Below are 26714 nucleotides of genomic sequence, written 5' to 3'. Positions count from 1 at the left end.
CCGGGCGACGCCGTGGGCGTCCTCGTCGCCCGCCGGGCCGCGCTGGTCGTCGCCCTGCTCGCCGTCCAGGCCGCGGGGGCCGCCTACGTCCCCCTCGACCCGGAGTTCCCGGCGGCCCGGCTCGCCCACATCACCGCCGACGCGGCACCGGCCGCCGTGATCGTCGATCCGCACCTGGCCGACCGGCTGCCCGAGGACGCACCCGGCGTGCGCGTCCCCCTGACCCGCCTGGAGCCCGAGGCGCAGAGCGTCGCCCCGGTCGCCCGCCGCGACGACGACCTCGCGTACGTCCTCTACACCTCCGGATCCACGGGCGAGCCCAAGGGCGTCGAGGTCTGCCACGGCAACCTGGTCAACCTGCTGGTGGCGACGGCCGAGCGGCCCGGCTGCTCCGAGGACGACACCCTGCTGGCGGTCACCACCGCCGGCTTCGACATCTCGGGTCTGGAACTGCTGCTCCCGCTGACCCGGGGCGCCACCGTCCACATCGCGTCCGAGGACGTGGTCCGGGACGGGTTCGCGCTGGCCGACCTCATCGGCGACGCCGGAGCGACGGTCGTCCAGGCCACCCCGGCCACCTGGGAGATGCTGCTGCACGCCGGCTGGACCGGACGCGTGCGCAGGCTGCTGTGCGGCGGGGAGGCGCTCACCGCCGAGCTCGCGGACCGGCTGCTGGACCGGTGCGACGAGCTGTGGAACATGTACGGGCCGACCGAGACGACCATCTGGTCCTCCGCCCAGCGGATCCGGCGGGGCGGACCCGTCACCGTGGGCACCCCGCTCGCCAACACCACGTTCCGCACCGCCGGTCCCGACGGCACCCCCGTGCCCTTCGGTGCGGTCGGCGAGCTGCTCATCGGCGGCGACGGCGTCGCCCGCGGCTACCGGGGCAAGCCGGAGCTGACCGCCGAACGTTTCGTGCACGACCCGGCGACCGGGGAACGGCTCTACCGCACCGGCGACCTCGCCCGCTGGTCGGCCGGCGGGGACATGGTGCTGCTCGGGCGCGCCGACCGTCAGGTCAAGCTGCGCGGGCACCGCATCGAACTCGGCGAGATCGAGGCCGCCGTCCGGCGCGCCGGAGCGGCGGGCGCCGCCGACGGCATCGGCGAGGTCCGGGTGGCCGTACGCGAGGACCTGCCCGGGCAGCCGCGCCTGGTGGCCTTCGTCCTGGCCGCCCCGGAGGCCGCGGAGGCCGCGGTCGGGGGGATCCGGGCCTGGCTGCCCGCGTACATGGTCCCCTCCCGCACGGTCGCGCTGGCGCGCTTCCCCCTGACCCCGAACGCCAAGGTGGACACCGGTCCGCTGACGCGCCTGCCCATCGAGGAACTCGTACGCCGCTTCGGACACGAGGACCGTCCCGCCGAACGGCACGGGGAAGCCGGCCGGCGGCCCCGGCCGGCCGGCCACGAAGACCTGGCGGAGCGGCTGCGCCGGAGCGCGGCGGCCGTCGCCGGGCTGCCCGTGGAGGAGATCCCCCTCGACCGGCCCCTGGGCGAGGTGGGCTTCGACTCGATCGGCTTCACCCGCCTCGCGGTGGCGCTGCGCGAGCGGTTCGGCGTCACGGTGCGTCCGACCGTCTTCTACGCACGCCCGGACCTCACCTCGCTGGCCGCCCACCTGAGCGCGGCCCACCCCGAGGTGTTCGCGACGGACCGCCGACCCGCCGCCCGGACCACGTCCGAGCCGGCGGTCGCGGCGCCCGCGGCGCAGCACGGATTCGCGCCGGTGGCCGTCGTGGGCATCGGCGGACGGCTGCCCTCCTCCTGCGGCCTGGAGGAGTTCTGGCAGCACCTCGCCGCCGGACGCGACCTCACCCGGCCGTACCCCATGGAGCGGGGCTTCTCCGCGCGGGTGTTCCCGCAGGGCCTGCGCGGCTCCTTCGTCGAGGACGTGGACGCCTTCGACGCGGCGCTCTTCCGCATCTCCCCCCGGGAAGCGGCGCAGATGGACCCGCAGCAGCGGCTGCTGCTGCACGCCGCGCACGAGGCCGTGCTCGACTCCGGCCAGGTCCCGGGCGCGCTCACCGGCAGCCGCACGGGGGTGTTCGTCGGACTCAGCGGCACGGACTACCTCAGCCTGCTCGGCCCGGGCTCGCCGGAGATGGGCGACCACTTCCTGATCGGCAACGTCCCCTCGATCGCGGCCAACCGCATCTCCTACGTGTTCGACCTGCACGGCCCCAGCGCCGTCTTCGACACGGCCTGCTCCAGCTCGCTCGTCGCCGTCCACCGCGCGGCCCGCGCCCTCCAGCAGGGGGACTGCGACATGGCCCTGGCCGGCGGAGCCAACCTCCTGCTGTCCCCGCACGGGTTCACCGGCCTGAGGCGTGCCGGGATGCTCAGCCCCGACGGCCGCTGCAAGACCTTCGACGAGCGCGCGGACGGCTACGGCAGGGGCGAGGGCGTCGTGCTCCTCGCCCTCAAACTCCTCGACCGGGCCCTGGCCGACGGAGACCCGGTGCACGGCGTGCTGATCGGCTCGGCGGAGAACCACGGCGGGCACACCCACTCGCTCACGGTTCCCAACCCGCAGGCGCAGCGCGACGTCGTGCTCGCCGCCCACCGGTCGGCCGGGGTCGCGCCCGACACGATCGACTACATCGAGGCGCACGGCACCGGGACCCCGCTCGGCGACCCGATCGAGATCGACGCCCTCAAGGAGGCGTTCGGCCGCCTGTACGCCGACTGGGGGATCCCGGTGGTTCCGGGACGCACCGGCCTCGGGTCGGTCAAGACGAACATCGGCCATCTGGAGGCCGCGGCGGGCGTCGCCGGCGTCGTGAAGGTCCTGCTGGCGATGCGTCACCGCACGCTCCCCGGCCTGGTGGACCTGAGGACGCCGAATCCGATGCTCGACCTCGACGGCAGTCCGTTCCGGATCCAGGCCGCAGCACAGACATGGGAAACACGCGAGGGGACGCCGGCCCGGGTCGGCGTCAGCTCGTTCGGCATGGGAGGCAGCAACGTGCACGTGGTAGTCGAAGAGGCGGGACAGCGTTGATGAGCGGCACCACCGAGGACAGGACCGCCCGACTGGTCCTCCTGTCCGCCGACGGCCCCGAACAGCTCGACCGGTACCGGGCCGAGCTGTGCACCTGGCTCGACGAGCACCCGTCGGCCTCCCTGGACGGCATCGCGCACACCCTGCGCGTCGGCCGGGAACCCCTGCGGGAGCGCATCGCCCTGGTCGTCGGGAGCGTCGCCGAACTGGCCGCGCGCCTGCGCGACGGGGAAGGCCTCGTGACCGGCACCGCGACGGCCGACGCCCCCGCGGCCTCCGGCGGCGGGGCCGGGCCCGTGGCCACCGACGATCCGGCCGAGGCCGCCCGTCTGTGGGTCACCGGCCGGGACGTCGTCCTGCCCGAGCCCTCCGGCGACCGTCCTGCCCGGCTCTCCCTGCCCCTGCCGCCCCGGCCGACCCGCCGCTACTGGATCAAGCCGCCCGCCGGCCTGGCCGACGGACCCGGCGAACGGCTGCTGACCGGCGAGGAGTTCTACCTGCGCGACCACGCCCTGGGCCGGATCCGGATCCTGCCCGCCGTGGCGGCACTGGAGTTCGCGGTGGCCGCCGCCGAACAACAGGGCCACGGCCGCGCCACCGGCATCGTCAACGTGCTGTGGGCCCGGCCCGTGCTCGTCGAGGACGAGCCGGCCCGCGTGCGCCTGCACCTCGAACCCACGGCCGACGGGGTCTCCTACGAGGTCCGGCTCACGGACGGCAGCGCCGAAGGCGCGCTCTGCTCCGCCGGCACCCTCCGCTTCGGCGCCCGTGCCGAGGCACCGCGCCTCGACCTGGACGCGATCCGCGCCCGGCTGCCCCGTACGGCCACCGCCGAGGAGTGCTACGAGGTCTTCAGCGCGCTCGGCGGCGGCTACGGGCCCAGCCTCCAGGGGCTGCGCTCGGTGCTGTCCGCGCCCGGCGAGGTCCTCGCGCACGTCGCCGTGCCCACGGCGGCGGACCTCCCCTTCTCCGACTTCGCCCTCCACCCCTCCCTGCTCGACGCGATGCTCCAGGCCTGCCTGTGGACCGACGAGGCCCCCTCGGCCCCGCGCGCCCGGGAACTGCCCTTCTCCCTGGACGAGGTCGAGATCTTCGGACCGCTCCCCGAACAGGGCCACGTGCACGCCGTGCGGACCCCGGCCGGCCACGACGTCGCCCTCGCCGACGAGCAGGGCCGGGTCCGCGTGCGGCTGCGCGCCGTCGTCACCCGGCCGGTCGACGGCGCCGCCCGCCTGGACCGAACCATCGGCGCCCACCTGCTCGCACAGCGCTGGCAGGACGCCCCCGCCCCGGCCGCCGGCCGGACCGTGCGCACCCTCCTGCTCGGCGAGGAGACCTTCACCGGAGCCGAACGCACCACCGAGGACTCCGTCTTCCCCCGCGACGGGGAACTCCTCCTCGTCCACACCTCGGACGGCGACCCGCTGCCCGCCCTCACCGGGCTGTACCGGTCCTGGGCGGCCCAGCCGACCCGCCACCCGGTGCGCGTCCTGCACGTGTTCCGGACATCCGGCGGGGTCGAGGACGCGCGCGCCGAGGCCCTGGACGGGTTCGCGCGGGCCCTCGCCAACGAGGACCCGCAGTTCCTCGTCTCCGCGGTCGACGCGGGCACGGCGGGCCTCGCCGCCACCGTCGAGTCCGAGGCGCGCGCCGCCCACGAGTTCCGGGTCCGGTACACGGCAGCCGGCCGGCAGGTGCCGCGCTGGGAGCCCCTCGCCCCCGCCCCGGCACCGCTCGCCCCGCGCGGCACCGTGCTGGTCACCGGCGGCGCGGGCGCCCTCGGCCGCCGGCTCGTCGCCCACCTGGGAGGCGACGCCCGCTACGTCCTGACGGGCCGTTCGCCGCGGGCCGACCTCACGGAGCTGCGCTCCGCCGGTCTCGACGTCCACTACCTGGCCGCCGACCTGGGCGCTCCCGGCGCCGCCGGGGACCTCGTCGAGCGGATCCACGCCTCCTTCGGGCCGCTCCACGGGGTCCTGCACCTCGCCGGAACCACCCGGGACGCGCTGCTGATCGGCAAGAGCGACCAGCAGAGCGCCGCCGTGCTCGGCCCCAAGGTCCGCGGCACCGTGGAGCTGGACCGGGCCACCGCCGGCGACCCGCTGGACTTCTTCATCTCCTTCTCCTCCATGTCGGGGGCCGCGGGAAGTCCCGGCCAGACCGACTACGCCTACGCGAACCGCTTCCTGGACGCGTTCACGGCCTGGCGCCGGGGCAGCGGCCGGCCGGGCCGCAGCCTCTCCGTGCTGTGGTCGCTGTGGGCCGACGGGGGCATACGCGTCGAAGCCGACGCGGCCACGGCGGCCCGGATGGCCCGTCAGGTCGGACTGGTGGCCATGCCCACCGAAGCCGGACTGGAGGCCTTCGACCGGGCCCTGGGCCACGACGGCGACCACGTCCTGGTGGCGCACGGCAACCTGGCGCGCCTGCGCGAGGTGGTGAACGCGCCGGCGCCCTCGGCCCCGTCGGCTCCTTCCGCCCCCGCCCCGCGCGCAGCCCCGTCCGTCCCGTCCGCCCCGCTCCTCCCGGCCGGGCAGCCGGAGGCGCCGTCCGCCGACGCGGCCGAGGAGTTCCTGCGCGGCGTGCTCGCCGAGGTCTTCGAGTTCCCGGCCGAGGAGATGGAGGCCGACGCGCCCTTCGAGCGGTTCGGCATCGACTCGCTGCTGATCATGGACCTGACCCGCCGCCTGGAGGACCACTTCGGATCCCTGCCGAAGACCCTGTTCTTCGAGTACCAGGATCTGCGCTCCCTCGCCGGCTGGTTCACCGAGCACCACGGCTCCCGCCTCGCGGAACTGGCGCCCGCGCCCGAACCGGTGACCGCGCCGGCCCCCCGGGCGGAGGCGGCTCCGGAGCCGGTGGCCGCCGCCCCGGCCGCGGCCCTGCTCCCGGTGGCCGCCCCGGCCCCCGCCCCCGCCCCCGCCCCCTCCGGGCCCATGCCGATCGCCATCGTCGGCGTCGCCGCCCGTTTCGCCGAATCGGACACCCTCGACCAGTTCTGGGACCACCTCCAGGCGGGCCGGGACCTGATCACCGAGATCCCGACGGACCGGTGGGACTGGCGGGACTACGACCAGGCCACCCCCGCCGACCGGGCGGCCCGCTACAGCCGCTGGGGCAGCTTCCTGCGCGGCGTCGACATGTTCGACCCGCTCTTCTTCGGCGTCTCGCCCCGCGAGGCGGAGATCGTCGACCCCCAGGAACGGCTCTTCCTCCAGACCGCCTGGCACGCCATGGAGAACGCCGGACGCACCCGCGCGGACCTGCGCTCCCACCGCGTCGGCGTGTACGTCGGCGCGATGTACGGGCTCTACCAGCTGCACGAGGCCGAGGACGGCCGGATCGGCGCCTCCTCGCACGCCTCCATCGCCAACCGCGTCTCCTACACCCTCGGCCTCACCGGCCCCAGCCTCGGCGTGGACACGATGTGCTCCTCCTCGCTGACGGCCATTCACCTGGCCGTGCGCGACCTGCGCGCCGGGGACACCGACATGGCCGTCGCGGGCGGGGTCAACCTGCACGTCCACCCGTACAAGTACCGTTTCCTCGGCCAGGGCAGCTTCACCTCCAGCGACGGCCGCTGCCGCAGCTTCGGCGCGGACGGCGACGGCTACGTCCCCGGCGAAGGCGTCGGCGCGGTGCTGCTCCGGCCGCTCGCGGACGCCGTCCGGGACGGCGACCACATCCACGGCGTCATCCTCGGGACCAGCGTCAACCACGGCGGCCGCACCAACGGCTTCACCGTGCCCAACCCCGTCGCCCAGGGCGACCTCGTCGCCCAGGCGCTCGGCGAGGCGGGCGTGGACCCGGCCACCCTCGGCTACCTGGAGGCGCACGGCACCGGCACCGCCCTCGGCGACCCCGTCGAGATCCGCGGACTCGCCCGCGCCCTGGCCGAGGCCGGACTGCCCCCGCGCAGCCTTCCGATCGGCTCGGTCAAGTCCAACGTCGGCCACCTCGAATCGGCCTCCGGCATGGCCGGGCTGTGCAAGGTGCTGCTCCAGATGCGGCACGGCCGGCTCGTGCCCTCGCTGCACGCGGACCCCCTCAACCCGAACATCGACTTCGACTCGACCCCGCTGCACGTACAGCGCGACCTCGCCCCGTGGCCCCGGCCCGCGGGCGCCCCCCGGCGCGCGGGCCTCAGCTCCTTCGGCGCGGGCGGGGCCAACGCCCACCTCGTGGTGGAGGAGTACGTCGCCCCGCCGGCCGCCGGGCAGGAGCCCGGCCCGTACCTGTTCCCGCTCTCCACCCGGGTGCCCGAACGGCTCCCCGTGCTCGCCGCCGAACTGGCGGACGCCCTGGAGCGCGGCCTGGCGGACGGATCGTCACCCCGCCTCGCGGACGTGGCGTTCACCCTCCAGCAGGGGCGCGAGGAGTGGGCGGACCGCATGGTCGTCCTGGCCTCCACCGTCACCGAGCTGGTGGCCCGGCTGCGCGGGGACGACCCGGCGGGAGTCTGGACCGGCAGCGCCCGCGGCCGCGCCGCCTCCCGAGCCGCCGCCCCCACGAGCAGCGACCCGGCGTCGATCGGCGCCGCCTGGGCCGCCGGAGCCCCGGTCACGTGGCCGGCAGGGAACGGCAGCCGCGTTCCGCTGCCGGGCTACCCCTTCGAGAAACTCCGCTGCTGGCTCACCGACAGCATCTGGTCGCCGCCCGTACCGGCCGCACCGGCCGCCGGGCGCACCGCAGCGGGTCCCGTGCACCCGCTGCTCGACGCGATCGACCCGGCCGAGAGCCTGGACGGCCTGACCTACCGGACGGCCTTCGACCCCGAACACCCCTACATCGGCGGCCACCGGCTCGGCGAGACCCGCCTGCTGCCCGCCGCCGCCGTCCTGGAGATGGCCCGTGCCGCCGCCGAGGCGGCCGGGGCGGGGGAGCGGCTGCGGCTGTCCAACGTCCGCTGGCTGCGGCCCTTCGTCGTGTCCGGCGCCGAGCGCACGGCCAGGACGCGGCTGCGCCGGGGCGACCACGGCACCCGCTTCGACCTGCGCGACGACACCGGCGAACTCCTCGCCGAGGGCCGGGTGGAGCCCCTGTCCGCGCCCGCCGGGGAGACCCTGGACATCGACGCCGTACGGGCCCGCCTCGGCAGCCGCCACGAAGGGGCGGCCCTCTACGCCGACCTCACGGCGGCGGGACTGTTCTACGGCCCCGCCCTGCGGGCCGTCGAATGGATCGCCGCGGGCGGGGGAGAGGCGCTCGTACGCCTGCGGATCCCCGCCGAAGCCGCCCGCTTCGCCGGCTCCGCCCTGCACCCCTCGGTGGTCGACGGCGCCCTGCACGCCTTCGCCGTCCTCCGGGACCGGGACAACGGCCCCGCGATGGTGCCGTACGCCCTCACCGCGGCCGAGGTCCACGCCCCGGTGACGGACCTCGGGTACGCCCACGTCCGCACCGTCGGCACCGACCGCTACGACCTCACCCTGACCGACTCCGAGGGGAACGTCCGCGTGCGACTGCGCGACCTGTCGCTGCGGCCCGCGCCCGGTGTCGCCCAGGCCCGGCCGGCCGTATCCCCCGCCGCAGCGGCCGTATCCGCCGCGGCGGCGGCCGCCGCGGACGACCTGATGTTCGTACCGCGCTGGACCGAACTGTCCGGCCGGTCCCCGCAACCGCTCCCCGACGGGGCCACCACCTGGCTCGTGAGCGGACCGGACTCGGCACCGCTGGCGGCCGCCCTGCGCGCCCGCCTCGGCGGCGCCGTCGTCGAACTGGACCACGACCGCGTCGCCACCGCGACCGGCCGGCCCGACCACGTGATCCTCCTCGCCCCCCGCGCCGGGGGCGGCACCGACGACACCGCCGCGCTCGAAGCGGCCCAGGAACGCGGTGTCCTCGCCCTGTTCCGGCTCGCCAAGGTCCTCCAGCGGACCCGCTCGGCCGTCCGCCTCACCGTGGTCACCGAGGACGTCCTCACCACGGCGGGCGAACCCGTCGCCAACCCGTACGCGGCCGGCCTGCACGGCCTGGCCCTGTCGCTGGCCCAGGAACACCCCCGCTGGCAGGTCGCCGTCGTCGACCGCTCCTCCGCCGACGCGCCCGCCGCGGACGTCCTCGACGCCCCCGCCGGCGGCCCCTACGCACTGCGCCGCGGCGTGCTCCACCACCGCCGGCTCGCCCCGGTCGCCGTCACGCCCCCGCAGGAGCGGATCCGCCGGGACGGCACCTACCTGATCCTCGGCGGGGCCGGGGGCATCGGCCTGGAACTCACCGAATGGCTGGTGCGCGGCTACCGGGCGAAGGTCGTCCTCCTCGGCCGCAGCGAACTGGACGCCGAGCGCCGCGCACGGCTGCGCGCCATAGACCCGGACGGCACCCTCGTCTCCTACCGCAGGGCCGACGCGACCGACCCCGCCGCGCTGCGGGAGGCCGTCGAGTGGACCAGGAGCGCCCACGGCGCCCTGCACGGCGTCTTCCACGCCACGATCGTCCTGCGCGACCAGACCGTCGCCACGATGACGGAGGAGACCTTCCGCTCCGTCCTCGACGCCAAGGCGCACACCTCGGTCGCCCTGCACGCCGCCCTGAGAGGCGCGGGCGGCCTGGACTTCGTCCTCTTCTTCTCCTCGGCGGTCGCCCTGTCCGGCAGCGCCGGCCAGGGCAACTACGCGGCCGGATCCACCTTCGAGGACTCCTTCGCCCACCACCTCGACTGGATGCTCGAGGCCCGGGTGGCCGTCATCAACTGGGGCTACTGGGGAACCGTCGGCATCGTCGCCGACGAGCGCTACCGCGAGCGGCTCGCCGCCACCGGAATCCACTCGATCACCCCCGAGGAGGGGATGGCCGCCGTGCACGCCGTGCTCGGACGCGAGGACCGGCAGGTCGTCGTGGTCAAGGCCGACGAGGCCGCACTCGCCGCGGTCGGCGCCCAGCCGCGCCGGGCCGCCGGGCAGCCGGCCGGCCCGGGGGCGACGCCGTCCGACCCGGGGACGCCCTCCGACGACCCGGCCCTGGTGCCGTCGCTGGCCCAGCTCCCCCCGGTCGCCCGACTGCTCACCGAGGCCGACGACGCCCGCCTGACCGAGGTCATGTGCGACTGGCTGTGGACGCTCTTCCGGCGCGAAGGGGTGTACCTCGGCGAGGCCGAGAGCTGGCGGCCCGACGCGCTCGCCGAGCGGCTGCGCGTCGTCCCCGCGCAGCGCAGGCTCTTCGCCGAGCTCCTGCGCCAGCTGACCGAGGGAGGCTTCCTCGACGACCGGGGCGGAGCACTCGTCCCCGCCGGACGCCGGGCCGCCGAGGACCCCGAGGCGGACCTGGTCGAGCTGTGCGAGCTCAAGCCCGCGCTCAACCGCTTCGACCGGCTGCTGCGCCCCTGCATGCAGAACCTCTTCGGCGTGCTGCGCGGCACCGTCCGCGCCACCGACGTGATGTTCCCGGGCGGCTCCAGCGCCCTCGTCGAGGGCGCCTACCGGGGCAGCCCGGTCGTCGACCGCGCCAACGAACTCGTCGTGGGCGCCGTCCAGGACCTGCTGTCCCGCCACGAAGGCCCGCTCACCGTCATCGAGATCGGCGCGGGCACCGGCGGCACCACCGCGAGCGTCCTCCCCGCCCTCGCCGCCTCGGGCACGGAGGTGACGTACGTCTACACGGACATCTCCCGCGCCTTCCTGCGGCACGGGGAGCAGCGGTTCGCCGAGGCGCACCCGTACGTCCGCTTCCAGCGGCTCGACATCTCCGCGGACCCCGAGACCCAGGGCTTCACCCCGGGCAGCGCCGACCTGGTCGTGGCGGCCAACGTCCTGCACGCGACCGCCGACCTGCTCGCCACCCTGCGCGCGGTGACCCGGCTGCTCAGGCCCGGCGGACGGCTGGTCCTCAACGAGGCCAGCAGCAACGTCCTCACCGCCACCCTCACCTTCGGCCTGCTCGACGGCTGGTGGCTGCACGAGGACGCCGAACTGCGCCTGCCCGGCTCCCCGTTGCTCTCCGCGCCCGGATGGCGCAAGGCCCTCGCCCTCGCCGGCTTCACCCGCAGCCGGGCCGTGCCGGCCGACGAGGGGCTGAGCCAGCACGTGGTCGTCGCGGAGACGGCACCGGGCGGCACGCCGCCCACCGCGGCCGCGGCGCCCGCCGCGCCGCCGCGTACCGCGGAGCCCGCGCTCCCCTCGTCCGGGCCGTCCGGCACGGAGGGCGACGCGCTGCTGGAGGCCGCGCGGGAGTACGTGAAGGACGCCTTCGCGCAGATCCTGCAGGTGCCGCGCGAACGGCTCTGGCTGGACGAGACGTACGAGAACTTCGGCGTCGACTCGCTGACGGTGCCCCTCATCGTGGACGTCCTCGCCGAGGGCATGGGCGAGCTGCCGGTGTCCCTGCTGTTCGAATACCCGACCGTCCGCGAGGTCGCCGACTACCTGGTCGAGCGGCACGCCGAGCGGGTGCGCGCGCTCCTTCCCGAGCCCACCGCCGAGCCCGCCGCCGAGCCCGCCGCCGAGCCCGCCGCCGAGCCCGCCGCCGAGCCCGCCGCCGAGCCCGCCCCGGCACCGGTCGCCGTTCCCGCCGCCGCCCCGGCGCAGGTCGCCGTCCCGGCCGTCCGGGCGTCCGGTGCCGACGTGCGTCCGGCCGCGCGCCCGGCGGAGCCCGTGCCGGCCGCCGACCACCGCGTCGCGATCGTCGGCGTGGCCGGCCGCTACCCCCAGGCCGAGGACCTCGACGCCTTCTGGGAGAACCTGCGGTCCGGCCGCGACTGTGTGGGCCAGGTCCCCGCCGACCGGTGGGACCACCGGGCTCCCGCCGACGCGGACGGCCAGCCGGTGAGCCGCTGGGGCGGATTCCTGGACGGGATCGACGAGTTCGACCCCCGCTTCTTCCAGATGTCCCTGCGCGAAGCCGAACTGACCGACCCTCAGGAGCGGCTGTTCCTCCAGACCTCCTGGCACGCGCTGGAGGACGCCGGCTACACCCGGGCCCGCCTCCGGGGCAGCCGCGTCGGCGTGTACGTGGGCGTCATGTACGGGCACTACCAGCTGTTCGAGGACGAGCGGGGCCTCGCCGGCGGCATGGGCTACGCGTCCATCGCCAACCGGGTCTCGTACTTCTTCGACTTCCACGGGCCGAGCCTGGCCGTCGACACCATGTGTTCCTCCTCCCTCACCGCCATCCACCTCGCCTGCGAGGCCCTGGCGACCGGTCAGGCGGACTACGCGCTCGCCGGCGGCGTCAACCTCGCCCCGCACCCGCGCAAGTACCGCCAGCTGGCGGCCGGCGGGTTCACCGGCGAGAGCGGGCGGTGCCGCAGCTTCGCGGCGGACGGCGACGGCATGGTGCCCGGTGAGGGCGTCGGCGCCGTCCTGCTCAAGCCGCTGGCGGCGGCCGAGCGCGACGGGGACCGCATCCTCGGCGTGATCCTCGGCAGCTCCGTCAACCACGGCGGGAAGACGGGCGGATTCGCCGTGCCCAGCCCCGGCGCCCAGGGCGAGGTCATCGCCCGGGCCCTGCGCACGGCCGGAGTGCCGGCCGACGGGATCTCGTACGTCGAGGCGCACGGCACCGGGACCGCGCTGGGCGATCCGGCCGAAGTCGCCGGACTCGTACGGGCCTTCGGCGACCTGCCGGCCGGCTCGGTCGCGCTCGGCTCCGTCAAGTCCTCCGTCGGCCACCTGGAGTCGGCCGCGGGCATCGCGGCCCTCACGAAGGTCCTGCTCCAGATGAAGGCCCGTGAACTGGCGCCCTCCCTGCACGCGGACACCCTCAATCCGGCCGTCGACTGGAACACCGTGCCCTTCCGGGTGCAGCGCGACCTCGCCCCCTGGACGGGCTCCGGACCCCTGCGCGCGGGCGTCAGCGCCTTCGGCGCGGGCGGCTCCAACGCCCACCTCGTGGTCGAGGAGCACCGGACCCCGGAGCCGCGGCCCGACGGCCCGGCGGGAGCGGACGTCTTCCCGTTCTCCGCGCGGGACGCGGAGGGACTGCGCCGCGTCGTCGCGGGCATGCGGACCTGGCTCGGTTCGACGGGTGCCGGTGCCGATCCCCGGGACATCGCGGCCGCGGCCGGCGTCCCCGTCACGGCGGTGGACGAACCCCTCGACGAACTGGGCCTGGACCCGGCCACGATGGTGCGGCTGATCGGCCTCGGCGACTCGGTCGGGGCGGGTTCCGTACACGGCGGCACGACCCTGCGCGAACTCGCGGGCCGCGCCGGGGCCGGCGCCGGCGTCGACCTCGTCCGGCTCGCCCGCACCCTCCAGACCGGCCGCGAGGCCATGGCCCACCGGTTCGCCGTCGTCGCACGGTCGGCGGGGGAACTCGCCGAGGCGCTCGACGCGTTCCTCGACGGGCGCCCCGGCGGCCACACCGGCGTCGTGACGGCCGAGCCGGGGGCCGCGGCCCTCCCCTCCGCGGCAGATCCGCACGACACCGCCCGCCGCTGGGCCGGGGGAGAGGTCTTCGACTGGGAGGCCGGCCGGCCCGGTCCGGTACCGGCCCTGTCCCTGCCCGGATACCCCTTCGCGCGGACCCGCTGCTGGATCGACGCCGTCACCCCGGCCGCCCCGGTGGCCTCCGCGGCCCCGGTGGCCCCGAGGGCATCCGGGACCGCGGACGTCCCCGCCCGGGGCACTCGGCTCCGGGACGCCGTACTGACCCTGCTGGGCACGGTCAGCGGATACGCCCCCGCCGACCTCGACCCGGCGGGCTCCTTCCACGAGCACGGCCTGGACTCCCTCGGCCTGATCCGGCTCGCCGACGAGGTGTCCAACGCCTTCGGCGTGCCCGTCGGCCCCGACCAGCTGCTCGCCACCCCCACCCCCTCCGCGCTCGCCGAGTGGCTGGAGAACGAGCACCCGGACACCGCCCCGCCCCGGCCGGCCGACCCCGCGGGGGACCTGCCGGCCGAGGACGACCCCGTCGTGATCGTCGGCATGGCGGGCACCCTGCCCGGCGCACGGAACCTCGACGAGTTCTGGGCGGCCCTCCAGAAGGGCGGCGACCTCTTCTCCGAAGTGCCCGCCGACCGCTGGGACAGCCGCGCCCACTACGGGGACCCGGCCCGGCACCCCGACCGGACCCGGATCACCCGGGGCGGCTTCATGCCGGACATCGACCGCTTCGACCCGCTGTTCTTCGGCATCTCGCCCCGCGAGGCCCGCTGGATGGACCCCCGCCAGCGCCTGCTGCTGCGCACGGTGTGGTCGGCGCTGGAGGACGCGGGCATCGACCCGACCCGCCTCGCCGGCACCGACACCGGCCTGTTCGTCGGCGTCGGCTCGTCCGAGTACGCCGAGCTCGTGCAGCGTTCGGACACGGCCACCGACGCCTACTCCTCGACCGGCCTGACCCCCTCCATGCTGGCCAACCGCATCTCGTACCACCTCGACCTGCGCGGCCCCAGCGAACCCGTGGACACCGCCTGCTCCAGCTCGCTCGTGGCCCTGCACCGAGCGGCGGAGGCCCTGCGGCTCGGACACTGCGACACCGTCATCGCGGGCGGCGTCAGCCTCATGCTGTCCCCGGTCACCTTCGCCTCCCTCGAACGGGCCGGCATGCTCAGCCCCGACGGCGTGGGCCGGGCCTTCGACAAGGACGCCGCGGGGTACGTGCGCGGCGAGGGCGTCGGAGCCGTCGTGCTCAAGCGGCTCAGCCGCGCCCGCGCCGACGGCAACCCGGTGCTCGCCGTCCTGCGGGGCACCGCCGTCAACCACGGCGGCCGCTCCAACTCGCTGACCGCGCCCAACCCGCGCGGCCAGGCCGAGGTGATCGTGAAGGCCCACCGCGAGGCGGGCGTGGACCCGGCGACCATCGGGTACGTCGAGACCCACGGCACCGGCACGGTCATCGGCGACCCCGCCGAGACCAACGGCCTGCGCCAGGCCTTCGCCGAGCTCTACCGCGACTGGGGCCACCCGGCTCCGGCCGCCCCGCACTGCGCTCTAGGCGCCCTGAAGAACACCATCGGCCACCTGGAGCCGGCGGCCGGCATCGCCGCCGTGCTGCGCGTCCTGCTCTCGATGCGCCACGGCCGGATCACCGGGGACCCGCACGGCCCGGAACTCAACCCCCACCTGGCGCTGGAGGGCACGGCCTGCGAGGTCGCGGTGGAGGCACGTGACTGGAAGCCCGTGGCGCCGGGTGTCCCGCGCCGCGCCGGGGTCAGCTCCTTCGGCTACGGCGGGGTCAACGCCCATGTCGTGCTGGAGGAGTACCCGGCCGACGAACCGGCGCCGTCCGGCCGCCCGGCCGTGTTCGTCCTCTCCGCCCGCGACCCGGAGCGGCTGCGGGCCACCGCCCGCTCCCTCGTCGACACCCGGGACGGCTGGGAGCACGACCTCGCCGGAACCGCCCGCACCCTCCAGTCCGGCCGCACCGAACACGCCGAACGCCTCGCGTTCGTCGCGGACTCGGGCGAGCACGCGGTGGACACCCTGCGCCGCTACCTCGCCGGGGACTTCGCCGGCATCCACCAGGGGAGCGTGGAACGGCACGCCGACCGCGCGCCGTTCGACGGGCGGGGCGACGAGGAGACCGCCGCCGCGTGGGTGCGCGGCGCGACGGTCGACTGGTCCGCCCGGTGGGAGCGGACGCCGCAGCTGCGTTCGCTGCCGCCGTACCCCTTCGCCGCCGAGCGGTACTGGTTCACCGACGGCGCTCCCGCGGCGGCTGCCGCGCCGGCAACCGTCCAGGCGACCGTCCCGGCGACGGCCACCGCGACCGTCCCGGCGACCGAGGCGCAGGACGCCGCCGGGTCCGCGTCCGGGTCCGCTCCCGAGTCCGGCTCCGGCTCCCGGGCGGCCGACGGCCCGGCCGGCCCGGCACCCGTCAGCCTGTTCACGGCCGAATGGGTGGCCGAGCCCGTGCCCCCCGCCGCCCCGCACCCGGGCCGGGTGCTGGTCTTCGGCGACCTGCCGGTCCCCGGTGCCGTCACCGTACGGGCCGGATCCGCGTACGCCGACGAGGGCTCCACCGTCACGATCCGCCCCGGCGAGGCCGAGGACTACGCCCGGCTGCTCGCCGCCGGCGCGGACCGGATCGTGCACCAGTGGCCGCTGCTCCACCCCGACCGCCCGGACCTGGGCATCGAGTCGGCCTTCCTGCTCGTACGCGCCATGACGGCCTCCCGGGCCGCCGCGCGGATCCAGGCCCTGGTGCCGGAGGGCGCCATGGCGGAGGCCTGGGGAGGGTTCGACACCTCGCTGCGCGCCGCCCTGCCCGGCACCGCCTTCGGCGTCGTACGCGTCGCCGGCCGGGTCGAACCGGCCGCCCTGCTCGCCGAGGTGGCCGCCGAGCGGCTCTCCTCGGCAGCCGTCCGCCTCTCCGCGACCGCCCGCACCGTGCGCGTGCTCACGGAGACCGACCCGAGCCCCGTCACGGAGTCCCCGCTGCGCCCGGGGGCCGTCCACCTGGTGACCGGCGGCGCCGGCGGCCTCGGGCTGCTGCTCGCCCGTACCCTGCTGTCGCGCGGCGCCCGGGTGGCCCTCACCGGCCGGTCCTCCGCCGCGGACCGGGCCCGGGAACTCGCCGGCCTGCGCGCCCTCGGCGACGTGGCCTACTTCCAGGCGTCCGTGGAGGACCAGGCCGCCATGGCCCGCGTCGTGGCGGACGTCAAGCAGAAGTGGGGCGCCCTGCACGGGGTCTTCCACCTGGCGGCGACCGCCTCGCGCACACCACTGCCCGGCAAGGACCTCGCGGAGTTCCGCTCCCACCTGCGGGCCCGCTTCGAGGGCACCCGTGTCCTCGACGACGTGACCCGTGACGAACCGCTGGACCTGTTCGTCCTGTACTCCTCGCTGGCCGGGCAGCTCGGCGACTACGGCCTGGTCGACTACGCCGTCGGCGCCCGCTACCTCGACGGGTTCGCCGAGGAGCGCGCGGCGCTGCGTACGGCCGGCCGCCGCAGCGGGCACACGGTCTCGGTCGACTGGCCCATGTGGCGTGCCGGAGGCATGCACGTGGAGGCCGAGGACGAGCGCCGCTACCTCGCCGACACGGGCTTCCGCTACCTGGAGGCCGAGGAGGGCGAACGGCTGCTCGACCTCGCCCTGCGGCTGGGACGCCCCCAGGTCGCCGTACTGCCCGGAGCGCCCGAGCGGATGCGCGAGCAGGTCGAGGCGACGCGGATCCGGGAGCACGGGCACCGCCCCCGCCCGGTCGCCCCGGCGCCTGCCGCCGCCCCTGCCTCTCCCGCCGCCCCCGCCGCTCCCGTGCACGCGGGCGATCTGACCGAGCGGCTGCGGGAGCTCGTCGCCGAACTGCTGGGCCTGGCGCCGAAGGCGCTCGACCCGGAGGCCGGCTTCGGGGAGTACGGACTGGACTCCTTCGGGCTGCAGTCCCTCTCCGTGGCACTGGAGGAGCGATACGGCGTCTCGGTGCCGACGACGACCCTGTTCGGCGAGAACACGGTCGAGAGGCTCGCCCGGCACCTGCTCGCGGAACACCCCTCCCTGGTGGAACGGAACCGGACGCCCGCCACCGCCACAGCCGTCTCCACCGCCACCGCCACAGCCGTCTCCACCGCCACCGCCACCGCCACCGCCCCCACCCTCTCCACCGCTCCTTCCGCCGTTTCGTCCACCGCGCCGGCCCGGGAGGACGCCGTCGCCATCGTCGGCATGTCCGGATGCTTCCCGGGCTCGCAGGACCTGGCGGAGTTCTGGCGGCACCTCAGGGACGGTGAGGACCTGATCACCGAGACCCCCGCCGACCGCTGGGACTGGCAGGAGGTGTCCCGGCGCTTCGGCGGCACCGCCCGCTGGGGCGGTTTCCTGAGCGACGTCGACCGGTTCGACGCGCGGTTCTTCAAGATCTCGCCCGCCGAGGCGGAGGTCATGGACCCGCAGCACCGGCTGTTCCTCGAACACACCTGGGCCGCCCTGGAGGACGCGGGCTGCCGGGCCGACCGGCTCGCCGGCCGCCGCGTCTCCGTCTTCGCCGGCGTCCAGTTCAACGACTACGAGTCGATGGTCCTGCGCGGCGAGCAGGTCAACCCCCACTCGGGCACCGGGCTCGCGCGGACCATCCTGGCCAACCGCATCTCGTACCTGCTGGACCTCAAGGGCCAGAGCGAGAGCATCGACACCGCCTGCTCCAGCTCCCTGGTGGCGCTGCACCGCGCCGTCCGAGCCCTGCGCGCCGGGGAGAGCGAGCTCGCCGTCGCCGGCGGCGTGAGCCTGGTGCTCTCGCCGCAGACGGTGGTGGCCGGGAACCAGCTCGGGGTGCTCTCCCCGGACGGCCGCTGCAAGGCCCTGGACGCGACGGCCGACGGGTACGTCAAGGGGGAGGGCGTGGGCGTACTCGTCCTCAAGCCGCTCTCCCGCGCCCTCGCCGACGGCGACCGGGTGCACGCGGTGATCCGCGGCAGCGCGGTCGGCCACGGCGGGCACGCCTCCTCGCTGACCGCCCCCAATCCGCTGGCCCAGGCCGCCCTGCTCGTCGAGGCCTACCGGGACGCGGGGGTACCGGTCGGGACGGTGTCCTACACCGAACTCCACGGCACCGGCACCTCGCTCGGCGACCCGGTGGAGATCGACGGCCTCGTCCGGGCCCACCGGACCCTGGCCGACGGACCCGCCACGCCCTGCGGCATCGGCACCGTGAAGAGCAACATCGGACACCTGGAGCCCGCCGCAGGCGTCGCCGGAGTCATCAAGGTGGTGCTGGCGATGCGGCACCGCACCCTGCCGAAGACGCTGCACCTCCACACCCTCAACCCGCTGATCGACCTCACCGGTACGCCGTTCCGGCCCGTACGGGAGACGACCCCGTGGGCGCCCACGGACGCCGACGGCGCGCCCCTGCCGCTGCGCGCGGGCGTCAGCTCCTTCGGCTTCGGCGGCGTCAACGCGCACGTCGTCCTGGAAGAGGCACCCGCCACCACGCCGCCGGCCCCGCTGCGGGACGACGCCGAGGAGGTGTTCCTGCTGTCCGGCAGGGACGAAGCCGCCCTGCGCCGGTACGCCGCCGCGATGGTGGAGTTCCTCGACGCGGACGCGGAAAATGGCAGCGGCAGCGGCACGGACGTGCCCGCGCCGTCGCTCGCCTCACTCGCGTACACCTCCCAGGTCGCCCGCGTCCCCATGGCCGCCCGGCTCGCGGTGGTCGCCCGCTCCACCCGCGACCTGCGCGAGCAGCTGGCCGGCCACCTCGCGGCCGAGCAGGCCCATGCCGGTACGGACGGCGACCACGCCTGGCTGTCCGAACCGGAGGGCGCCGAGTACCTCGCCCGTCTGGTCAGGGAGGGACGGCTCGACCGGCTCGCGCGGCTCTGGCAGGACGGCGCCGACATCGACTGGGCCGTGCTGCGCACCGACCGGCCGCAGCCGGCGTCCATGCCGACCTACCCGTTCGCCCGCGAGCGGCACTGGCTCACGACGCCGGCCGCCACCGGGGGCGCGTCCGCCCCGCAGGACTCCTCCCTGCTCCTGGTCAAGCGGTGGGAGGCCGCTCCGCTGCCCCCCGCCGAACTGCCCGCCGCGATCCTGGTGCTGGCCCGCGCCGAGAACGAGCCCCTCGCCACGAGGGCCTTCGGCCCCGCCGCCACCGTGGTCCGCGTGGACGACGGCGACGAGGACGCCGCACGGCGGATCGCCGAAGCGGCCCGCCTCGCGACGGCCGTGATCGACCTGGCCGACGTGTCGGACGCGCCGCTCACCACGCCGGACGCGGACTGGTCGCGGATCGCGCTCCTGCGCGAGCTGGTCACCGAGAACCGCACCCGCGGCTTCACCTACCTCCACCTGACCCGGGGGCTCACCACCTTCCGGACCGAGCGGCCCACGCTGCGCGGCGCGGCCTACGCGGGCCTCGTCCGGATGCTCACGGCCGAGTACCGCGGCCTGTCCGCCCGCACCCTCGACCTCGACACCCTGGAGCCGGCCGCGCTGCGCGAGGCGGCCGCCGCCGAACTCGCGGCGACCGACCCGGTCACCGAGGCCTGCGTACGGGCGGGCGTACGGCACCGTCCGGTGCTGCGCCCCGCCGACGGGGCACCCGCCTCCGCCGACTGGTCCGCGGACCTGGCCGGCCGGACCGTCGTGATCACCGGAGGGACGGGCGCGCTGGGCCGGCTGCTCGCGGCCCGGCTCGTCGAGCGGGGCGCCGACCGGCTCGTGCTCCTCGGCCGCACCCCGCTGCCCGCCCGCACCGAGTGGCCCGCCCTCCTCGCGGACCCCGGCACCGACCCGGCCCTCGCGGCCAGGCTGCGCGACCTCGCGGCCCTGGAACGCCCCGGGGTCCGGGTGGTGTTCGAGACCGGCCCGCTGGACGGGATCGCCGAGGTGCTCGACCGCGCCCGGCGCGAGATGGGCCCGATCGTCGGCATCGTGCACTGCGCCGGACTCGGCGTCATGCGCGACCCGGCCTTCATCGGCAAGCGGACCGAAGACGTGCAACGGGTCCTGGAACCGAAGACCGTGGGGCTCCAGGCCGTCCTGGACGGCTGCGCCGGCGACCCGCTGCGCTTCGTCGTGCTGTACTCGTCCGTCGCGGGCGGCGTGCCCGCGCTGGCCGTGGGCCTCAGCGACTACGCGCTGGCCAACTCCGTGCTGGACCGCGTCGCCGAGTACCGCACCGCCACCGGCGGTGCCTCTGCCCCCGTCGTCCGGTCGCTGCAGTGGCCGAGCTGGCGGGCAGCGGGCATGCCCGAGGTCGACACCCCGGCCTACCGGGACCTCGGCCTGCGCACCCTGGCCCCCGAGGCGGGACTGGACCTGCTGGACCGCGCCATGAGCGGTCCCGACCCGGTCGTGCTGCCCTGCGTCGTGGACACCGGACGCTTCGACGCCGCCCGGCTGCTGGCCGTGCCCGCGCCGGGCCGGCCGGACGGGACGGCGCCCGCGCCGGCTCCGTCGGCCTCCCCGCGCGGGGTACCGGCCGCCCACGGCCTCGTCCGCCGCGTGACCGGGGTCATCGCCTCGACGCTCCGGCTGGACCCCGGGGCGATCGGAGGGGACGAGGACTTCGCCGACCTGGGCGTGGACTCGATCATGATCGCCCAGATCCTCGCCGCGCTGGAGCGGGAGCTCGGCGTCGTCGCGGAGCCCTCGACCATCCTGGAGAACCCGACCGTGGCCCTCCTCGCCGAGGCCCTGCGCGACCAGGTGCCGGACCTCGCGGCCCCTTCGCAGGACGCCGGCCCGGCCATCGCGCCCGCCGCCCCGCCGGCCCTTGCCGAGGTCACCGCCCCGGCCCTTGCCGAGGTCGCCGCCCCGGCCGCGGCCGTTGCGTCCGGCGTCGCTCCCGCCGCCGGAGCGGCCGCACGGCGTGAGGACATCGCCGTCATCGGCATCGCCGCCCACTTCCCCGGCGCCCCCGACCACGGGACGTTCTGGCGGAACCTGATGTCCGCGACGGACTCCGTCACGGAGGTGCCGCCCTCCCGCTGGGACAAGGACCGCTTCTGGCGGCCCGATCCCCAGCCCGGCACCACCGTCAGCAAGTGGGGCGGCTTCCTCGATGCCATCGAGGACTTCGACCCGGAACACTTCCGGATCGACCCGGCCGGGGCCGCGCACGTCGACCCCCTGGTCCGGCAGGTCCTGGAGACCGGCGTGGAATGCCTGGCCGACGCCGGACTCACCCCCGAGGAGGTCGCGGGCCGGCGCGTGGGCGTCTTCGCGGGCGCCCGTGCGGCGAACTTCGGCGCGCACGTCGCCGCCGCCGGTCCGCACTCGATCAGCGGAATGGCGCAGAACTTCATCGCCGCGCAGCTGTCCCACCACCTCGACCTGCGAGGACCGTCCGTCGTCGTCGACACGGCCTGCTCCAGCGCGCTGGTCGCCGTGCACATGGCCGCCTCCGGCCTGCGGTCCGGGGAGTGCGACCTGGCCTTCGCGACCGGGGTCGACATCCTCCTCGACGAGGTGCCCTTCGTCGGGATGAGCGGGGCGGGCGCACTGTCACCCACGGGGCGCTGCCACACGTTCGACGAGCGGGCCGACGGCATCGTCCTCGGCGAGGGCGCCGGCACGCTGCTGCTCAAGCGGCTGTCCGACGCCGTGCGCGACGGCGACCGGATCTACGCGGTGATCGAGGGCAGCGCCGTCAACAACGACGGCCGCACCATGGGCATCACGACACCGAACCCGCGCGCACAGCGGGAGGTGATCGAGGCGGCCCTGGCCGACGCCGGTGTCTCCCCGGCCCAGCTGGGCTACGTAGAGGCCCACGGCACCGGCACCATGATCGGTGACCCGATGGAACTGAAGGCGCTCACCGAGGCCTTCCGCGCCCGCACCGACGAGGTCGGCTTCTGCGGCGTCGGCAGCGTGAAGACCAACATCGGACACACCCTCAGCGCGGCCGGGATGGCCGGACTGATCAAGGTCCTGCTGTCGGTCCACCACGCGCAGCTGCCGCCGACACTGCACTGCGCGACCCTCAACCGCCGTTTCCGCTTCGAGGAGTCCCCGCTGTTCCCCGTACGGGAACCGCGCGGGTTCACGGGCCGCGACGGCACGCGCCGGGCCGCCGTCAGCTCCTTCGGGTTCGGCGGCACCAACGCCCACATGGTGGTGCGCCAGGCACCCGAAGCCCACGTCCCCGCGCGCGGACCGCTGGACCCGCCCCGCTACCGGCGGCGGCGCTTCTGGTTCGACCAGCCCGCGCACACCGCCGTACGACTGCCCGCGCACACCCCCGTACAACCGCCCGCGCGAACGCCCGCACCGGCCCCCGCGCCGTTCTTCGAGCTCGAGTTCTCCGCCGTGCCGGAAGGAAAGAAATGAACCCGTTGGACGGCCTGACCTGCTCCGTGGTGGTGCGCGGTACCGACCCGGTGCTGCGTGACCACCGCGTGCACGGCACGCGCATCCTGCCCGGAGTGTCGTTCCTCGACATGATCTACCGGATCCTGCGGGCCCGCGGTGTCGACACCTCCCGCGTGGAGCTGCGCCGCGTGCTGTTCCGCAACCCCGTGGCCGCCGGCCCGGACTTCGACACCGAGCTGCGGGTGGAGTTCACGGCGGACGCGGACGGCCACCGGGTCTCCGTCACCGGAACCCGCCGCCCCACGGGCGAGACCGAGCCGGTCCTCGACTGCCGGCTCCATCTGGACGTGCCCTTCCCGGCCGAGGCCGTCGACCTGTCGGCCCTGCGCGCGGGCATGCCCCGTACGGCCGACATGGCCGACCTGTACGCGCTCGTCCGCCAGACCGGCATCGAGCACGGGGAGTTCATGCGCGCCCGGGGCACCCTGCACGTAGGCGACCACGAGCTGCTCGCGGACCTGTCGCTGGGCCCGGAGGCCGCCGCGTACGCGGACTACTTCCACCTGCACCCGGCCGCGCTGGACTCGTCGACGCTGCTGCCGACGCAGTTCGCCACGGCCGGGGCCGGCCCGGCGGCCCGGCCCTACATCCCGATGCTCATCGACTCCTTCCGGGCCCGGGGTCCGGTCGGGGACCGCACCCTGGTGCACGCCACCCCGCCCCGCGCCACCGGCCCGGCCGGCGATCTGACCACCTGCGACCTGCGCTTCCTCGACGCCGACGGCGGCGTCCTGCTGTGGCTGCGGGGCCTCACCTCGAAGCGCGTCCGGGAGGAGGACGCCATCACCCGGCTGGACGGCTCCCCGCGCACGGCGGAGCCGGCCGGGACCGCGCCGTCCGGGGCGGTGCCCGTCGGGGAGACCTCCGAGAGCCTGGTGCGCGGCCTGCTCGCCGAACGGCTCGGCCGGGCCGAGTTCGACGAGGAGGCGGGCTTCTACGAGCTGGGGCTGGACTCGACGGCGCTGCTGGGCATCGCCGCCGACCTGGAGCGGGCGTACGGCACCGACTTCTCGCCCACCCTGCTCTTCGAGCACAGCTCCTTCGCGGCCCTCGTCGCGTACCTGGGCGGGTACGCACTGCCCGAGGGCGGGGCCGGCCGGGCCGTCGGGGCACCGCCGGAGCAGGACGTACGCGAGGACGTGCCCGCCGAGGTGGTCTGGTTCGAGCCCCGCTGGCGTGACGCGCCGCTGCCGTCGGCACCGGTACCGGCACCGACGCCCGCCTCCGTCCTGACCGTCGACGGGAGGACCGCGCGCGACTGGGCGGCCCTGCTCACCGGGCACGACGCCTCCGACGTGCTCTGGACCCCCGCCGATCCGCAGGACGTCGAGGGCGAGGCCGTCGCCCTGACCGGCTTCGCGGCCGCGCTGCTGCGCAACCGGCGCGGCCCCGTACGGATCGTCTGCCACCTGCCCCTGGGCGCGGCGGCCTCGGCGGTCACGGGTCTGCTGCGCACGCTCCACCGGGAGCAGCCCGGTGTACGCGCCGCCGTCGTGTGCTCCCCGGAGCGCGCCGATGCCCTGGCCGAGCTCGCGGCGGGCGTACCGGATGCGGAGGTGCGCTACGAAGAGGGCAGGCGCACGGTGCGCGAGATCCTGCCCGCCCCGGCCCCGGACCACCCGGCCCGGCTGCGCGAACGGGGCGTGTACCTGATCACGGGCGGGCTCGGCGGCGTGGGCCTGTCCCTGGCCCGCCACCTCGCGCGGACCGTGCGGGCCCGGCTCGTGCTGTGCGGACGGACGGCCGCCGACTCCGCGGCGACCGCCGCGCTGAGCGCCGAACTGACCGGCCTCGGAGCCGAGGTGCAGGTGGTCGGCGCGGACGTCTCCCGCGCCGAGGACGTGCGCCGCGTGGTCGGCCTGGCGCTCTCCCGGTTCGGCGCGCTGGACGGGGTGGTGCACGCAGCCGGTGTGCTGCGCGACGGGCTGATCGCGGGCAAGAGCCCCGCGGACGTCCGTGCCGTCCTGGCGCCCAAGGTCACCGGCACGCGGCTGCTGTACGAGGCCACCCGGGACCTGGGGCTGGACTTCCTCGTGCTCTGCTCGTCCACGGCGGCCGCCTGGGGGAACCAGGGCCAGGCCGACTACGCGTGCGCCAACGCCTTCCTCGACGCCTTCGCCGAGGGCAAGCCGGGGGTCGTGTCGATCGGGTGGCCCGGCTGGTCGGACGGAGGCATGCGGCTCGACGACCGGGCCCTGCGCCGGATGGGCCTCAAGGCCATGGACACCCCGACCGCGGTGGACATCATGCTGCGGGCCGTCGGCAGCGGCCGGCCGCACCTGGTGGCCCTCGTGGGCTCGGCGGCCGAGATCACCGAACGGTTCACCCCCGCCGTTCCGGCACCCGCCGTTCCGGCACCCGCCGTTCCGGCACCCGCCGTTCCGACCGCGGCCGTTCCGGCACCCGCCGTTCCGACCGCGGCCGTTCCGGCACCCGCCGTTCCGACCGCGGCCGTCACCGCCGTCACCGCCCCCGCGCCCCCCCTGCCGGGGGACTCCGCCGTCACCGGTGACGAGGACGACGCGATCGCCGTCGTGGGGATCAGCGGCCGCTACCCGGGCGCCCGCACGCTCGACGAGTTCTGGGAGAACCTCAAGGCCGGCCGTGACGCCATCACCGAGGTGCCCGCCGACCGCTGGGACCACCGCTCGATCCACAGCGACGCCAAGGGCGTGCCCGGACGCTCGTACGGCCGCTGGGGCGGATTCGTCGACGGCGTCGACGAGTTCGACGCCGTCTTCTTCCACATCTCGCCCAACGAGGCCGCCGTCCTCGACCCGCAGGAGCGGCTGTTCCTCCAGGAGGCCTGGCACGCCTTCGAGGAGGCGGGACACGCCCCCTCCGCCTGGCGGGGCCGCGCCGTCGGCGTGTTCGCGGGCGTGATGTACAACCAGTACCAACTGCACGGCGTCCGCGAGGAACCGGGCCTCGTGCCCTCGTCGTTCAGCGCGTCGATCGCCAACCGCGTCTCCTACTTTCTCGACCTCAAGGGGCCGAGCATCGCGCTCGACACCATGTGCTCCTCCTCGCTGACGGCGCTGCACCTGGCCGTCGAGGCGATCCGGCGCGGCGAGTGCGAGGCCGCGCTCGCGGGAGGCGTCAACCTGCACGTCCACCCCAACAAGTACCTGCTGCTCAGCCAGTCGTCCTTCCTCTCCACCGACGGCCGCTGCCGTGCCTTCGGCGAGGGCGGCGACGGCTACGTGCCCGGCGAGGGCGTCGGCGTGGTGCTGCTGAGGCCGCTGCGCGACGCGCTGCGCGACGGGGACCACGTACACGCCGTCATCCGCGGTACGGCCCTCAACCACGGCGGTCACACCGGGGGGTTCTCCGTGCCCGACCCGGCCTCGCAGGCCGCCCTCGTCCGCGACTCCCTCACGGGGGCGGGAGTGGACCCTGCCGACCTCGGCTACCTGGAGGCCCACGGCACCGGCACCAGCCTGGGCGACCCGATCGAGGTCACCGCCCTGGAGCGGGCCTTCGACGCCGTCGGCGCGGGCCGGGGGCCCTGGCCCATCGGCTCCGTCAAGTCGAACATCGGCCACCTGGAGTCGGCGGCGGGCATCGCCGCGCTCACCAAGGTCGTCCTCCAGATGCGCCACCGCGAACTGGTGCCCTCCCTGCACGCCGAGCCGCTCAACCCGGCCGTGGACTGGGCGGGTTCGCGATTCCGGGTGCAGCGCACCCTGGAGCCCTGGAACCCGCCCGCGGACGCTCCGCTCACCGCGGCGATCAGCTCCTTCGGCGCGGGCGGCGCCAACGCCCACGTGGTGCTGGCCGAACACCCGCTCGCGCGGGGCCCGCAGACCCCGGAAGAGGACCGGCCCCGGCTCTTCGTGCTCTCGGCGAAGGACGCCACCCGGCTCGACGAGAGCGTGGCGCGGCTGCTCGCGCACCTGGACCGGGCCGGCCGGGGCGCGGACCCCGACGCCCTGGAGCGGATCCTGACCGAGGTCGTGGGCTTCCCCGTCGATCCCGGTGAACCCTTCGCGGAACTCGGCCTCGACT

At 75.8% G+C, this 26714-nt stretch carries 3 protein-coding genes (2 of these 3 only partly in view); all 3 read left to right on the top strand.

Translation table 11 applies throughout. From position 1 onward, the window contains the following. Tightly spaced (each overlapping or abutting the next), the 3 genes in view from RIU97_RS04415 to RIU97_RS04405 form a layout consistent with a single transcriptional unit that may run on beyond the window. On the top strand, positions 1–3003 hold the 3' portion of the coding sequence (locus RIU97_RS04415) for an amino acid adenylation domain-containing protein (RefSeq protein WP_404953442.1). Its footprint begins 1677 nt before the window's first position; only the last 3003 of its 4680 coding nucleotides appear in the window; its start codon lies beyond the left edge, outside the window; it ends in the stop codon at positions 3001–3003. Beyond that, complete coding sequence (locus tag RIU97_RS04410) at positions 3003–22664, top strand: SDR family NAD(P)-dependent oxidoreductase (protein ID WP_404953441.1); 19662 nt, start codon at positions 3003–3005, stop codon at positions 22662–22664. Before RIU97_RS04415 ends, RIU97_RS04410 begins: the two co-directional genes overlap by 1 nt. Beyond that, positions 22661–26714, top strand: the 5' portion of a protein-coding gene (locus RIU97_RS04405) for an SDR family NAD(P)-dependent oxidoreductase (RefSeq protein WP_404953440.1). It continues 2996 nt past the right edge of the window; the window shows 4054 of its 7050 coding nt (coding positions 1–4054); its start codon is at positions 22661–22663; its stop codon lies beyond the right edge, outside the window. Before RIU97_RS04410 ends, RIU97_RS04405 begins: the two co-directional genes overlap by 4 nt.

Origin of the sequence: Streptomyces sp. 147326 (assembly GCF_045000215.1) — a bacterium.
Lineage (GTDB): Bacteria > Actinomycetota > Actinomycetes > Streptomycetales > Streptomycetaceae > Streptomyces.
Note: the sequence above shows the minus strand (reverse complement) of the source record. Positions and strands in the feature narration are given on the sequence as shown.